Origin of the sequence: Pseudomonas sp. Irchel s3f7 (assembly GCF_900187615.1) — a bacterium.
Classification (GTDB): domain Bacteria; phylum Pseudomonadota; class Gammaproteobacteria; order Pseudomonadales; family Pseudomonadaceae; genus Aquipseudomonas.
Genome location: NZ_FYDO01000013.1, coordinates 125,660 through 139,563, shown reverse-complemented (window position 1 = coordinate 139,563; position 13,904 = coordinate 125,660). Strand labels below are relative to the sequence as shown.

Below are 13,904 nucleotides of genomic sequence, written 5' to 3'. Positions count from 1 at the left end.
GATGCACACGCTGGTAACAACCGATGATGAAGCCCAACCTGATCGCCGCCGCGGAGATCGACCGACTCGATACCTGGGCCAAGTACTCCGCCCCGATGTGCGGCTCGTGCGTGTCCAGCTGCTGCACCCTACCCGTCGAGGTCAAGATCAAGGATCTGATCCGTATCGGCATCGTCGACGAGTTCGAGCTGGGTGATCCGCCGAAGAACATCGCCAAGCGTCTGCAGAAAGAAGGCCTGGTCGAGCGTTTTAACCAGAAGTCGGGGATCTTCACCCTCCAGCGCATGAGCAATAACGATTGCTACTATCTGGATCGTAAGAGCCGTCTGTGCACTATTTATGAAAAGCGCCCGGATACCTGCCGCAACCACCCGAAAATCGGCCCGCGGCCGGGGTATTGCGCGTACAAGCCGAAGGAAGTGGAGCGCGAGCGAACTTCGCGGAGTATCGAGCGGTTCTGATAGCTCTTGAAATTTGCGGCGGTTGATCCACCGCTATCGCTGGCAAGCCAGCTCCTACAATGCGTACGACACGCAACCGTGTAGGAGCTGGCTTGCCAGCGATGAGGCCGGAACAAACAACCGCATAAATCCCAGACAAACAAAAACGCCCCCGGCCTTTCGACCGGGGGCGTTTTTTTGCCAGCTAACAAAATGACTTAGTTACCGGACTTCTTGGCAGCGCGGGTACGCTCGCTTTCGCCCAGGATCTTCTTGCGAAGACGGATGGACTTAGGAGTCACTTCACACAGCTCATCTTCCTGTACGAATTCCAGAGCTTGCTCCAGAGTGAACTTGACAGGCGGAACCAGAGCGATGGTTTCGTCTTTACCCGAAGCACGCATGTTGTCGAGCTTCTTGCCTTTGGTTGGGTTCACACCCAGGTCGTTGTCGCGGCTGTTCAAGCCAACGATTTGACCTTCGTAGATGTCCTGGCCGTGTTCAACGAACAGTTTGCCACGTGCCTGCAGGGTTTCCAGCGAGTAGGTCAGAGCCTTACCGGTAGCTACCGATACCAGCACGCCGTTCTGACGGCCGGACATGTCGCCGGACTTCATCGCGTCGTAACGGTCGAAGATCGAGGTCAGGATGCCGCCGCCGGAGGTCAGGGTCAGGAACTCGTTACGGAAACCGATCAGGCCACGGGCCGGGATGTTGTACTCAAGGCGCACACGGCCCTTGCCATCCGGAACCATGTTGGTCAGGTCGCCTTTACGCAGACCCATTTGCTCCATGATCGCGCCCTGGGATTCTTCCGGCAGGTCGATGGTCACGTTTTCGTACGGTTCGTGCTTGACGCCATCAACCATGCGGATGATCACTTCCGGACGACCAACGCCCATTTCGAAGCCTTCGCGACGCATGGTTTCGATCAGTACCGAGAGGTGCAGCTCACCACGGCCGGAAACCTTGAACTTGTCAGCCGAGTCGCCTTCTTCAACGCGCAGTGCAACGTTGTACAGCAGCTCTTTGTCCAGACGTTCCTTGATGTTACGGCTGGTCACGAACTTGCCTTCACGGCCGCAGAACGGCGAGTCGTTAACCTGGAAGGTCATCGAAACGGTTGGCTCGTCAACGGTCAGCGGCTTCATCGCTTCGACGTTCAGTGGGTCGCACAGAGTGTCGGAGATGAACAGCTGGTCGAAGCCGCTGATGCAGACGATGTCGCCGGCAGCTGCTTCTTCAACGTCGATGCGGTGCAGACCGTGGTGACCCATCAGCTTCAGGATACGACCGTTACGGCGCTTACCGTCAGCGTCGATCGCCACAACCTGGGTGTTCGGCTTGACGCGACCACGAGCGATACGGCCAACGCCGATAACACCCAGGAAGCTGTTGTAGTCCAGTGCCGAGATTTGCATCTGGAACGGGCCATCGCGGTCGACTTTCGGCGCAGGTACGTCGTCGATGATCGACTGGTACAGCGGGGTCATGTCTTCAGCCATGTTGGTGTGTTCAAGACCAGCAATACCGTTCAGGGCCGAGGCGTAGACGACTTTGAAGTCCAGCTGTTCTTCGGTGGCACCCAGGTTGTCGAACAGGTCGAAGATCTGGTCCAGAACCCAGTCCGGACGCGCGCCTGGACGGTCAACCTTGTTGATTACCACGATTGGACGCAGGCCGGCTTCGAAAGCCTTCTTGGTCACGAAACGGGTTTGCGGCATAGGGCCGTCTTGAGCGTCAACCAGCAGCAGAACGGAGTCAACCATCGACATTACGCGTTCAACTTCGCCGCCGAAGTCGGCGTGGCCCGGGGTGTCCACGATGTTGATGTGGTAGCCGTTCCAGTTGATGGCGGTGTTTTTCGCCAGAATGGTAATACCGCGCTCTTTTTCCTGGTCGTTGGAGTCCATCACGCGCTCGTCGTTGAGCTCGTTGCGCTCCAGGGTGCCGGATTGACGCAAGAGTTTGTCTACCAGGGTGGTCTTACCATGGTCAACGTGAGCAATGATGGCGATGTTGCGTAGATTTTCGATCACTTGTGTATCTCGATCAGAGGATTCGGTGTGCTGACAAGTCTTGGCAGCGATTTACAGTAGAGTCAGGCCTTGCCGTTACAGCTTGACGGCAGAGTCGGGGGGCCGGTGACGCAGGCCACAGGCATACAGCCCCGGGCTCTTAGCTCGGTCGATAAACGCGCACATTGGCATGCCCCTCACTGAGCAAATGGTGGGCATGCAGGCGACTCATCACGCCTTTGTCGCAATAAAGCAGGTACTGGCGAGTAGGGTCCAGTTCCTTGAAACGAGCGTTCAGTGCATAAAACGGCATCGTTTGTACCTCGATGCCAGCCAGATCCAGCGGGTCGTCTTCAGCGGCATCCGGGTGACGGATATCGATGACGATCTGACCGGCCAGCGCCTCGCTGACTTCTTCAATTTGCAGATCCTGGCCCAATTCATCGATCACGCGATCGATCGGCACCAGTTTGGCATTCTCAAGCGCACGCTCGAGCACTGCCATGTCGAACTCTTTCTCTTCATGCTCGACGCGATGGCGTTTGGCTGCGGTCTTCGGATTGACCGAAATGACGCCGCAGTACTCCGGCATGTGCCGGGCGAAATCGGCGGTGCCGATTTCGTTGGCCAGGTCGATGATGTCCTGCTTGTGGCTGGCGATCAGCGGGCGCAAGACCAGCTTCTCGGTCACGCAGTCGATCACGTTCAGGTTCGGCAACGTCTGGCTCGACACCTGGGAGATCGCCTCACCCGTCACCAGCGCCTCGATTTGCAGTCGATCGGCAATTTGGGAGGAAGCGCGCAACATCATACGCTTCAATACTACGCCCATATGACTGTTATCGACTTTGCCGAGAATTTCGCCCAGCACTTCCTCGAACGGCACACTGACAAATAGCACGCGTTGAGAGCTGCCGTACTTCTTCCAGATGAAATGCGCGACTTCCATGACGCCCAGTTCGTGGGCCCGTCCGCCCAGGTTAAAGAAGCAGAAGTGGGCCATCAGGCCGCGGCGCATGATCTGGTAGGCCGCCACGGTGGAGTCGAAGCCACCGGACATCAGCACGAGCGTCTGCTCCAGTGCTCCCAGCGGATAACCGCCGATGCCGGTGTGCTGACTGTGGATCACAAACAACCGTTGGTCGCGAACTTCGATCCGGACTTCGATTTCCGGCTTTTTCAGGTCGATCCCGGCAGCACCACACTGACGGCGCAACTGGCTGCCGACATATTTTTCGATGTCTATGGAGCTAAATGGGTGCTTGCCGGCCCGTTTGCAACGCACCGAGAAAATCTTCCCGGCCAGCGCATCACCGTAGTGCTGCTTGCACTTTTCAACGATGTCGTCGAAATCGCCCAGCGGATACTCATCGATCTGCAGGAAATGCGCGATGCCCGGCATGCAGGTCAGGCGCTCGGTCATCTCCTTCAAGGCCTTGGGCTCGGTAACGCGGGTTTCCAGCTCGAGGTTGTCCCACACGCCGTTCACCACCACGGCCGGGTCCAGATCGCGGAGCACGGCACGGATGTTCTTGGCCAATTGACGGATGAAACGCATCCGTACCGGGCGGCTCTTGATGGTGATCTCGGGGAAGACTTTTACGATTAATTTCATGGAAACAGCGCGCGCATGGCCTGCCGAAAAAGGGGGGCGCGGATTATAGCGGAAATTGCTCAAGGTTTAACCAGTTAATGTGCAGAAGGTTTCGCGCGCACCAAAATAGGTCATTCGTTGAATTCGACGCTACATTAAAGGGCGCCATTTTCTGCTTTAACGCGTATAGAAGGCTTATAAGCGTGTTTTTGGGGCAAAAAACCCATGGTGGGGCACTGGCATGCAATTTGCTCCCTTGTGAGGCAGGTTGCCTTGGCAGAGTATTCGCGCCGGCATCACCCACATTCCAAGGGCTATCCATTACTAAGCCCGAAGCCACCCCGGAGGACACTATGTCGAAGTCGGTTCAACTCATCAAAGATCATGACGTCAAATGGATTGATCTGCGCTTCACGGACACCAAAGGCACTCAGCACCACGTGACCATGCCGGCTCGCGACGCGCTGGATGACGCTTTCTTCGAAGAAGGCAAAATGTTCGACGGTTCCTCCATCGCTGGCTGGAAAGGCATCGAAGCTTCCGACATGATCCTGATGCCGGACGACAGCACTGCCGTTCTCGACCCGTTCACCGAAGAGCCGACCCTGATCCTGGTCTGCGACATCATCGAACCTTCGAGCATGCAAGGCTACGACCGCGACCCACGTGCGATCGCCCGTCGCGCCGAAGAACACCTGAAAGCCACCGGTATCGGTGACACCGTATTCGCTGGTCCAGAGCCAGAGTTCTTCATCTTCGACCAAGTGAAGTTCAAGTCCGACATCTCCGGCTCCATGTTCAAGATCTACTCCGAACAAGGTTCGTGGATGTCCGACCAGGACGTAGAAGGCGGCAACAAGGGCCACCGTCCAGGCGTCAAAGGCGGCTACTTCCCGGTTCCGCCGTTCGACCACGACCACGAAATCCGTACCTCCATGTGCAACGCACTGGAAGAAATGGGCCTGACCGTCGAAGTTCACCACCACGAAGTGGCGACTGCCGGCCAGAACGAAATCGGCGTCAAGTTCAACACCCTGGTGAAGAAAGCCGACGAAACCCAGACCCTGAAGTACGTTGTCCACAACGTTGCTGACGCTTACGGCCGCACCGCGACCTTCATGCCTAAGCCTCTGTACGGCGACAACGGCTCGGGCATGCACGTGCACATGTCCATCTGGAAAGATGGCAAGAACACCTTCGCTGGCGAAGGTTATGCCGGCCTGTCCGACACCGCCCTGTACTTCATCGGCGGCATCATCAAGCACGGTAAGGCGCTGAACGGCTTCACCAACCCGGCCACCAACTCCTACAAGCGTCTGGTTCCAGGCTTCGAAGCGCCAGTGATGCTCGCCTACTCGGCTCGCAACCGCTCCGCTTCGATCCGCATTCCTTACGTGTCGAGCCCGAAAGCCCGCCGTATCGAAGCCCGCTTCCCGGATCCGGCTGCCAACCCGTACTTGTGCTTCGCCGCACTGTTGATGGCTGGCCTGGACGGCATCCAGAACAAGATCCACCCTGGCGACGCTGCTGACAAAAACCTGTACGACCTGCCGCCTGAAGAGGCGAAAGAGATCCCACAAGTTTGCGGCAGCCTGAAAGAAGCCCTGGAAGAGCTGGACAAAGGTCGTGCGTTCCTGACCAAAGGCGGCGTGTTCTCCGACGACTTCATCGACGCTTACATCGCTCTGAAAAGCGAAGAAGAAATCAAAGTACGCACCTTCGTACACCCACTGGAATACGAGCTGTACTACAGCTGCTAATCCGGTAGCGCCGCAGCACGCGGCGTGACAAAAAAGAGGCCTCCTTCGGGAGGCCTTTTTTATTGCCAAATTTTCCTGTGGGCGCTTTTTCGGGCGTCTGGAGCATCTCGTTAAATCTTGCCCAAATGTTTTCGGCTTGGGATAACCACCCCGTCTGACCTATGCTGCAACCCAACGCTTTCGTTTCCGGTCGATTCCATGGGTCGTGGACTTCTCTTCATTCTGCTGCTGATCGCATTGCCCGCCACCGCGCAGATCTACAAGTACACGGATGCCAATGGCAACACCGCGTACAGCAATCAACCCCCGGATGGCGTGAAGACTCAAACGGTCGAACTGCCACCGCTCAATACCGTTGAACCCCAGGTCACGCCAACCTCCCCGGCGCCAACCCAAGCGAACAAACCACCCCCCAAGGCCTACGAGACACTGGAGCTCACCGGACTGCCCACCACCGAAGCCCTGCGCGCCAACAATGGCACGTTCACGGTGAATGTCTTGATCAACCCACGCCTGCAAGCTCCCCATCGGTTGCGTCTGCTGCTGGACAACCAACCTTACGGTCAGCCAAGCAATGTCCCGAGCCTGCAACTGGTCAACATTGATCGCGGAGAACACAGCCTGGCGGTACAGGTAATCGACGGCGAGACGCTCATCCAGCAAAGCCCTTCCATCACCTTCACCGTTCAGCGAGTGCACAAACGCTGAAGGCCTGCGCCAAGCTTTTCCTCGTTCCTGAGACTTTTCTGACATCGTTCAGCTTTGCGCACTATATTGGTGCGAATGGTTGCACTACCGCCCAACTCCACCCCATTTTGGTTCGAAAGTACCCGCAAAAGCCGGCAGAACGCCACGCAACCGAGCGTTAAACGCCTGTTTCAGGCCTTTAGCGCTTCTTTTCGGAGCCTTGGTTTGGTTTTTGCATTTTGTCCGTATCAGCGCTTTATTCATGCGCGCGCCCTGCTCCAAAAGAGGTCCTGAATGACCATCAGTGACGCACTGCATCGTCTGCTACTCGACAACTTGACGACCGCCACCATTCTGCTCGACGCGGAACTGCGCCTTGAGTACATGAACCCGGCGGCGGAGATGCTACTGGCCATCAGCGGCCAGCGAAGTCATGGGCAGTTCATCAGCGAACTGTTCACCGAATCCACCGAGGCGCTCAATTCCTTGCGTCAGGCCGTCGAGCAGGCGCATCCGTTCACCAAGCGCGAAGCCATGCTCACGGCCCTCACCGGCCAGACCCTGACCGTCGATTACGCGGTCACGCCGATTCTGAGCAATGGCGACACTTTGTTGCTGCTCGAAGTCCATCCCCGGGATCGCTTACTGCGCATCACCAAGGAAGAAGCACAACTCTCCAAACAGGAAACCAGCAAGATGCTGGTGCGCGGCCTCGCTCACGAAATCAAGAATCCACTGGGCGGGATTCGTGGCGCAGCGCAATTGCTGGCCCGTGAACTGCCGGAAGAAAGCCTGAAGGATTACACCAACGTCATCATTGAAGAAGCGGACCGCCTGCGTAACCTGGTCGACCGCATGCTCGGCTCCAACAAGCTGCCTTCGTTGGCGATGTGCAACATTCACGAAGTGCTGGAGCGCGTGTGTCATCTGGTCGAGGCTGAAAGCCAGGGGCGCATCACATTGGTGCGTGATTACGATCCGAGCATTCCCGACGTCCTGATCGACCGCGAACAAATGATCCAGGCCGTATTGAACATCGTGCGCAACGCAATGCAGGCCATCAGCAGCCAGAACGAGTTGCGCCTGGGCCGCATCAGCCTGCGCACCCGCGCCATGCGCCAGTTCACCATCGGCCACGTGCGCCATCGCCTGGTGACCAAGATCGAGATCATCGACAACGGCCCAGGCATTCCTGCTGAACTCCAGGAAACCATTTTCTTCCCCATGGTCAGCGGACGCCCGGACGGTACCGGGCTCGGCCTGGCCATCACCCAGAACATCATCAGCCAGCACCAGGGCCTGATCGAATGTGACAGCCATCCAGGCCACACCACCTTCTCGATCTTTCTGCCACTGGAACAAGGAGCCACATCGACATGAGCCGTAGTGAAACCGTGTGGATCGTCGATGACGACCGTTCTATCCGCTGGGTCCTGGAAAAAGCCTTGCAACAGGAAGGCATGACCACGCAAAGCTTCGACAGCGCCGATGGCGTGATGAGCCGCCTGGCGCGCCAGCAGCCGGATGTGATCATCTCCGACATCCGCATGCCCGGCGCCAGCGGCCTGGACCTTCTGGCGCGGATTCGCGAATCGCACCCACGGCTGCCGGTGATCATCATGACGGCCCACTCGGATCTGGACAGCGCTGTCGCGTCCTATCAGGGCGGCGCATTCGAGTACCTGCCAAAGCCGTTCGATGTCGACGAAGCGGTTTCCCTGGTCAAGCGCGCCAACCAGCACGCCCAGGAGCAACAGGGTCTGGAAGTGGTCCCTACCCTGACCCGCACCCCGGAAATCATCGGCGAAGCGCCGGCGATGCAGGAAGTGTTTCGCGCCATCGGGCGCTTGAGCCATTCCAACATCACTGTGCTGATCAACGGCGAATCGGGTACCGGTAAAGAACTGGTGGCTCACGCTCTGCATCGACACAGCCCTCGCGCCGCTTCGCCGTTCATTGCCCTGAACATGGCGGCGATCCCCAAAGACCTGATGGAGTCCGAACTGTTCGGCCACGAGAAAGGCGCGTTCACCGGCGCGGCCAATCTGCGTCGCGGGCGTTTCGAGCAAGCCGACGGCGGCACGCTGTTCCTCGATGAAATCGGCGACATGCCGGCCGACACTCAAACCCGCTTGCTGCGCGTACTGGCCGACGGCGAGTTCTACCGCGTTGGCGGTCATGTGCCGGTGAAGGTCGATGTGCGCATCATCGCCGCGACCCACCAGAATCTGGAAACCCTGGTGCATGCCGGTAAATTCCGTGAGGACTTGTTCCACCGTCTGAACGTTATCCGCATCCACATTCCACGCCTGTCGGACCGTCGCGAAGACATCCCGACCCTGGCCAAGCACTTCCTCAGCCGTGCCGCCCAGGAGCTGGCTGTCGAGCCGAAGCTGCTGAAAAGCGAGACCGAGGAATACCTGAAAAACCTGCCGTGGCCGGGCAACGTGCGTCAGCTGGAGAACACCTGCCGCTGGATCACGGTGATGGCTTCGGGTCGCGAAGTGCACATCGGCGATTTGCCGCCAGAGCTGCTGAGCCTGCCGCAGGACTCGGCGCCCGTGACCAACTGGGAACAGGCGCTGCGTCAGTGGGCCGATCAGGCGCTGGCTCGCGGTCAATCGAGCTTGCTCGACAGTGCCGTGCCGGCCTTCGAGCGGATCATGATCGAAACCGCCCTCAAGCACACCGCCGGTCGCCGTCGCGATGCCGCCGTTCTGCTGGGCTGGGGCCGCAACACCCTGACCCGCAAAATCAAGGAACTGGGGATGAAGGTGGATGGCGGGGATGAGGATGAGGGGGATGAGGGCTAAATCCGGCTTTCGAGCTTAGTTACCAGCGAAAGATCGCAGCCTTCGGCAGCTCCTACAGGGTTAATACGAACACCCGTAGGAGCTGCCGAAGGCTGCGATCTTTTTTTGTTTGTGCACCGCCGCAATGCACCGTGAACCGCAATCGCGCACAAAAACCACTTCGAAACCCTGCCCGCTTTCGCAATTGAATCCTTTCCGAAAAAACACGAAAGCCCCGGATTCCGGGGCTTTCAGCGTTCTAAATCGGTTTTTTGTTTCTCTTTGTGAAAACTGGCACGCCGCCTGCAATAGTCCATTCAGTGATTCAGTTCACTACCCGGTTTCGGGGACCTTGGTACAGGCAGGCCGGGGATTCCCCTCTTTACATCGGGCTCGCACCGCATTTGCGACGAGCCCAAACAGTTTTGGGGCTCCTGATACAGGCAGGTCAGGGGTTCCTTCTTTACACCAGGCTCACACCGCACTCGCGACGAGCCTCCCGTTTTGGGGACCTTGGTACAGGCAGGCCGGGGATTCCCTCTTTTATTGCTCCCGCAGATGAATCACCAGTCGCCAGCGGTCATCAACCTCACTACCGGCCCAGTCGCCCTGTAAGGGCCGGGCCGCCACCAGTGTCAGCAACAACCCGCCATCACTCAATCGCACCCGCCAGTTCACGTCCTTGTCGCCCAACTTGAGCTGGCCTTTCTGTGCCTTGCCTTCAGCGCCGAACAACAGCGCGACGCTGCCCTCGACGATCTCGCCGTGAGTCTTGGGTTCGTTGTTGAACCACACCACCAGGCCATCGCTCGTCACTTCAATCTGCTGCAGCACGCTGGGATCTGGCGTGGTCAGGCGACCGATCATCAGCCCCACCATCACCCCGACAATCGCCAGCGACGCCATCACCCTCAGGAATAGTTTCGAACGCAGGTCGGCTTGCGGCGTAGAATGCCGCTCATCTTTACCTTCGGAGCCGTGCATGTTTCACGTCATCCTTTTCCAACCAGAAATTCCGCCGAATACCGGCAACGTCATCAGGCTGTGCGCCAACAGTGGCTGCCACCTGCATTTGATCGAACCGCTAGGCTTCGAGATGGACGACAAGCGCCTGCGACGGGCCGGCCTCGATTATCACGAATATGCCACCCTGCAACGCCACGCGGACCTCGCCAGCTGCCTGGAAAGCCTCGGTCATCCTCGGCTGTTCGCGTTCACCACCAAGGGCTCGCGGCCGTTCCACGATGCCAGCTTCGCCCCGGGCGATGCGTTTATCTTTGGCCCGGAAAGCCGTGGTTTGCCGCCTGAAGTGCTCGACGCATTGCCCGCCGAGCAACGCTTGCGTTTGCCGATGCGTGAAGGCTGTCGCAGCCTGAACCTGTCCAATACCGTGGCCGTCGCCGTTTACGAAGCCTGGCGTCAGAACGGCTTCAAATAACACCACCGTCCTTGTAGGAGCTGGCTTGCCAGCGAAAGCGATGTAACTGCCAACAGAGATGTCGAATGTTACGGCCCCTTCGCTGGCAAGCCAGCTCCTACAAAGGTCTCCATGGATCACACGGCTTCGTTTTCCCAATAAAAAAGCGCCTGTTACGGCGCTTTTTTTTCCATCCGCCGTTTATTGAACGGTTGGAGTCTCGCCGGCAGCCTGCATGCGTTGCAGTTCTTGCGCGTACAGCGCGTCGAAGTTCACCGGAGCCAGCATCAGTGCCGGGAACGAACCACGGGTGACCAGGCTGTCCAGGGTTTCGCGAGCGTACGGGAACAGGATGTTCGGGCAGAACGCACCCAGGGTGTGGCTCATCGAAGCGTCGTCCAGATTCTTGATCAGGAAGATACCGGCCTGTTGCACTTCAGCAATGAACGCCACTTCGTCACCGTTTTTCACGGTCACCGACAGGGTCAGCACGACTTCGTGGAAGTCTCCTTCCAGTGCCTTTTGACGGGTGTTCAGGTCCAGACCGACACTCGGCTCCCACTGCTGGCGGAAGATCGCCGGGCTTTTCGGAGCTTCGAAGGACAAGTCACGTACGTAGATGCGCTGCAAGGAGAATTGCGGTGCGGTTTCTTCTTCGCTAGCTGCAGTGTTCTGTTGGTCAGTCATCTCAGATCCTTTCTGATCTTGGGCTTTTATAGGGTATGGAATTCAGGCCCTGAGTAGCGCGTCGAGCTTGCCGGCGCGCTCCAGAGCGAACAAATCATCACAACCGCCGACGTGGGTGCTGCCGATCCAGATCTGCGGCACGGACGTGCGTCCGGCTTTCTGGGCCATGGCGGCGCGTACCTGCGGCTTGCCATCGACCTTGATCTCTTCGAAGTCCACGCCTTTGTTCTCGAGCAGGTACTTGGCTCGCGAGCAGTAAGGGCAGTAATCGCTGGAGTAGACGACGACGTTGCTCATATCACTTCACCAGCGGCAGATTGTCGGCTTTCCAGCTGGAGATACCACCGGACAGCTTGGCGGCGGTGAAGCCGGACTTCATCAGCTCGCGAGCGTGGGTGCCGGCGGTCTGGCCCATGGCGTCGACCAGGATGATGGTCTTGGCCTTGTGCTTTTCCAGTTCACCGACGCGTGCGGTCAGTTTGTCCTGAGGAATGTTCAGCGCGCCGACAATGTGACCGGCGGCGAAATCCTTGGTCGGACGAATGTCGATCACCACGCCTGCGTCCTTGTTGACCAGCCCGGTCAGTTCGCCGGTGCTCAGGCTACGGCCGCCGCCCTGCATTTGATAGGCAATCAGCAACGCCAGCAGTACGACGAAGATACCGACGAGAATGTAGTGGTTAGTGGCAAATTCAATCAGGTGAGCAACCATCGAAGGAGGTTCCAGGGCGTTAAAATGTCGGCCAGTATACACAGCCCCTATGGTGGGCCAAACCCCGTCCGGCGGTGACGTGGCCGGAACTTAGCTTTAAACTGCGACTCCCTTTTCCATCGCCCCTTTTTTACTTAAGCCAGAGCGGATTCCATGACTACCACGCCTAAACCTTTGGTCCTGATGATTCTCGACGGCTTCGGTCACAGCGACAACCCAGAATCCAACGCAATCTTTGCCGCGAAGAAGCCTGTGCTCGACCGTTTGTGGGCCACCGTGCCGAACGGCCTGATCTCGGGCAGCGGCATGGACGTCGGCCTCCCGGATGGCCAGATGGGCAACTCCGAAGTCGGCCACATGAACCTCGGCGCCGGCCGCGTGGTGTATCAGGACTTCACTCGCGTGACCAAATCGATCCGCGACGGCGAGTTCTTCGAGAACCCGACCATCTGCGCCGCCGTGGACAAAGCCGTCGCTGCCGGTAAAGCCGTGCATTTCATGGGCCTGCTGTCCGATGGCGGCGTGCATAGCCACCAGGATCACCTGGTCGCCATGGCCGAACTGGCCTTCAAGCGCGGCGCCGAAAAAATTTACCTGCACGCTTTCCTCGACGGCCGCGACACCCCGCCGAAAAGCGCGCAATCGTCCATCGAGCTGCTCGATGCCACGTTCCAGGCCTTGGGCAAAGGCCGGATCGCCAGCATCATTGGCCGCTACTTCGCCATGGACCGCGACAACCGGTGGGACCGCGTTTCCCAGGCCTACAACCTGATCGTAGACGGTCACGGCCAATTCAACGCCGCCACCGCCCAGGAAGGCCTGCAAGCAGCTTATGAACGTGGCGAGAGCGACGAATTCGTCAAAGCCACTTCCATCGGCGAGCCGGTAAAAGTCGAAGACGGCGACGCCGTGGTGTTCATGAACTTCCGCGCCGACCGTGCCCGCGAGCTGACCCGCGTGTTCGTCGAAGACAACTTCAGTGAGTTCGAGCGTGCCCGCCAGCCGAAACTGGCCGGTTTCGTCATGCTGACCCAATACGCCGCCAGCATCCCTGCACCGTCGGCTTTCGCTGCCGGCAGCCTGGAAAACGTGCTGGGCGATTACCTCGCGAAAAACGGGAAGACTCAGTTGCGTATTGCCGAAACCGAGAAGTATGCCCACGTGACCTTCTTCTTCTCCGGCGGTCGCGAAGAACCGTTCCCGGGCGAAGAGCGCATCCTGATCCCGTCGCCGCAAGTCGCCACCTACGACTTGCAGCCGGAAATGAGCGCGCCTGAAGTGACCGACCGCATCGTCGACGCCATCGAAAACCAGCGATACGACGTGATCGTGGTCAACTACGCCAACGGCGACATGGTCGGGCATAGCGGCGTGTTCGAAGCCGCTGTCAAAGCCGTTGAATGCCTGGACGTCTGCGTCGGCCGTATCGTCGAGGCGCTGGAAAAAGTCGGCGGCGAAGCGCTGATCACGGCTGACCACGGCAACGTCGAGCAAATGTCCGACGAATCCACCGGCCAGGCGCACACTGCGCACACCACTGAACCTGTGCCGCTCATCTATGTCGGCAAACGCGACCTGAAAGTCCGTGAAGGCGGCGTACTGGCGGACGTGGCGCCGACCATGCTGAAGCTGCTGGGTCTGGAGCAGCCGAAGGAAATGACCGGAACTTCGATTCTGGTCTGATCGGCTTCCCCGAAACACCGCTAAACCCTGTAGGAGCTGGCTTGCCAGCGATAGCAATCTGGCACCAACTGCTATGTTGAATGTGCCGACGCAATCGCTGGCAAGCCAGCTCCC

The 13,904-nt window shown here is 58.5% G+C and carries 13 protein-coding genes; 7 read left to right on the top strand and 6 right to left on the bottom strand.

Annotated elements, in window-relative coordinates:
• Positions 1-23 precede the first annotated feature (23 nt).
• Positions 24-461, top strand: coding sequence for a YkgJ family cysteine cluster protein (locus CKW19_RS13610; RefSeq protein ID WP_095058304.1), 438 nt, complete (start codon positions 24-26; stop codon positions 459-461).
• Between the two features lie 197 nt (positions 462-658).
• Here CKW19_RS13610 and typA read toward each other — a convergent pair whose 3' ends face one another.
• Together typA and thiI are read right to left on the bottom strand one after the other, a co-directional pair.
• Positions 659-2,479, bottom strand: coding sequence for a translational GTPase TypA (typA, locus tag CKW19_RS13605; RefSeq protein ID WP_095058303.1), 1,821 nt, complete (start codon positions 2,477-2,479; stop codon positions 659-661).
• 139 nt (positions 2,480-2,618) lie between these two features.
• Positions 2,619-4,073, bottom strand: a complete 1,455-nt coding sequence (gene thiI / locus CKW19_RS13600) for a tRNA uracil 4-sulfurtransferase ThiI (RefSeq protein ID WP_095058302.1) — start codon at positions 4,071-4,073, stop codon at positions 2,619-2,621.
• Between the two features lie 332 nt (positions 4,074-4,405).
• On the opposite strand from thiI, the gene glnA reads away from it, so the two are divergent.
• The 4 genes from glnA to ntrC all read left to right on the top strand — a co-directional run bounded on the left by glnA (position 4,406) and on the right by ntrC (position 9,312).
• On the top strand, positions 4,406-5,812 hold the full coding sequence (glnA, locus tag CKW19_RS13590; protein ID WP_095058300.1) for a glutamate--ammonia ligase: 1,407 nt from the start codon (positions 4,406-4,408) through the stop codon (positions 5,810-5,812).
• 198 nt (positions 5,813-6,010) lie between these two features.
• Positions 6,011-6,520, top strand: coding sequence for a DUF4124 domain-containing protein (locus CKW19_RS13585; protein WP_095058299.1), 510 nt, complete (start codon positions 6,011-6,013; stop codon positions 6,518-6,520).
• Between the two features lie 273 nt (positions 6,521-6,793).
• Positions 6,794-7,879 (top strand): nitrogen regulation protein NR(II), encoded by a 1,086-nt coding sequence (gene glnL, locus CKW19_RS13580; RefSeq protein ID WP_095058298.1) that lies wholly within the window; start codon positions 6,794-6,796, stop codon positions 7,877-7,879.
• Entirely contained in the window at positions 7,876-9,312 is a 1,437-nt protein-coding gene (ntrC, locus tag CKW19_RS13575) for a nitrogen regulation protein NR(I) (protein ID WP_095058297.1), read from the top strand. The genes glnL and ntrC overlap by 4 nt, the downstream gene beginning before the upstream one ends.
• A gap of 522 nt (positions 9,313-9,834) precedes the next feature.
• On the opposite strand, the gene CKW19_RS13570 is transcribed toward ntrC, so the two are convergent.
• Positions 9,835-10,275 (bottom strand): hypothetical protein, encoded by a 441-nt coding sequence (locus CKW19_RS13570; RefSeq protein ID WP_095058296.1) that lies wholly within the window; start codon positions 10,273-10,275, stop codon positions 9,835-9,837.
• On the opposite strand from CKW19_RS13570, the gene trmL reads away from it, so the two are divergent.
• Positions 10,274-10,729 carry a tRNA (uridine(34)/cytosine(34)/5-carboxymethylaminomethyluridine(34)-2'-O)-methyltransferase TrmL gene (trmL, locus tag CKW19_RS13565; RefSeq protein ID WP_095058295.1) on the top strand — a complete coding sequence of 152 codons (456 nt, stop codon included), beginning with the start codon at positions 10,274-10,276 and terminating at the stop codon, positions 10,727-10,729. The genes CKW19_RS13570 and trmL overlap by 2 nt on opposite strands.
• Before the next feature lie 180 nt (positions 10,730-10,909).
• Here trmL and secB read toward each other — a convergent pair whose 3' ends face one another.
• From secB to CKW19_RS13550, 3 genes are read right to left on the bottom strand one after another with little or no spacing between them, the layout of a single operon-like run.
• Entirely contained in the window at positions 10,910-11,395 is a 486-nt protein-coding gene (secB, locus tag CKW19_RS13560) for a protein-export chaperone SecB (protein ID WP_007949026.1), read from the bottom strand.
• A gap of 42 nt (positions 11,396-11,437) precedes the next feature.
• Complete coding sequence (gene grxC / locus CKW19_RS13555) at positions 11,438-11,692, bottom strand: glutaredoxin 3 (RefSeq protein WP_095058294.1); 255 nt, start codon at positions 11,690-11,692, stop codon at positions 11,438-11,440.
• A 1-nt stretch (position 11,693) separates the two neighbouring features.
• Entirely contained in the window at positions 11,694-12,107 is a 414-nt protein-coding gene (locus CKW19_RS13550; RefSeq protein WP_053153177.1) for a rhodanese-like domain-containing protein, read from the bottom strand.
• A gap of 153 nt (positions 12,108-12,260) precedes the next feature.
• On the opposite strand from CKW19_RS13550, the gene gpmI reads away from it, so the two are divergent.
• Positions 12,261-13,790: a 2,3-bisphosphoglycerate-independent phosphoglycerate mutase gene (gpmI, locus tag CKW19_RS13545; RefSeq protein ID WP_095058293.1), complete on the top strand. Its 1,530-nt coding sequence runs from the start codon at positions 12,261-12,263 to the stop codon at positions 13,788-13,790.
• The last annotated feature ends 114 nt before the right edge of the window (positions 13,791-13,904 follow it).

Bases quoted from the DNA above. Each gene is read 5' to 3' on its own strand.
- glnL (WP_095058298.1), top strand. From the start codon at position 6,794: ATGACCATCAGTGACGCACTGCATCGTCTGCTACTCGACAACTTGACG.
- ntrC (WP_095058297.1), top strand. From the start codon at position 7,876: ATGAGCCGTAGTGAAACCGTGTGGATCGTCGATGACGACCGTTCTATC.
- grxC (WP_095058294.1), bottom strand. From the start codon at position 11,692: ATGAGCAACGTCGTCGTCTACTCCAGCGATTACTGCCCTTACTGCTCG.
- thiI (WP_095058302.1), bottom strand. From the start codon at position 4,073: ATGAAATTAATCGTAAAAGTCTTCCCCGAGATCACCATCAAGAGCCGC.
- CKW19_RS13585 (WP_095058299.1), top strand. From the start codon at position 6,011: ATGGGTCGTGGACTTCTCTTCATTCTGCTGCTGATCGCATTGCCCGCC.
- secB (WP_007949026.1), bottom strand. From the start codon at position 11,395: ATGACTGACCAACAGAACACTGCAGCTAGCGAAGAAGAAACCGCACCG.
- trmL (WP_095058295.1), top strand. From the start codon at position 10,274: ATGTTTCACGTCATCCTTTTCCAACCAGAAATTCCGCCGAATACCGGC.
- gpmI (WP_095058293.1), top strand. From the start codon at position 12,261: ATGACTACCACGCCTAAACCTTTGGTCCTGATGATTCTCGACGGCTTC.
- CKW19_RS13550 (WP_053153177.1), bottom strand. From the start codon at position 12,107: ATGGTTGCTCACCTGATTGAATTTGCCACTAACCACTACATTCTCGTC.
- CKW19_RS13610 (WP_095058304.1), top strand. From the start codon at position 24: ATGATGAAGCCCAACCTGATCGCCGCCGCGGAGATCGACCGACTCGAT.
- CKW19_RS13570 (WP_095058296.1), bottom strand. From the start codon at position 10,275: ATGCACGGCTCCGAAGGTAAAGATGAGCGGCATTCTACGCCGCAAGCC.
- glnA (WP_095058300.1), top strand. From the start codon at position 4,406: ATGTCGAAGTCGGTTCAACTCATCAAAGATCATGACGTCAAATGGATT.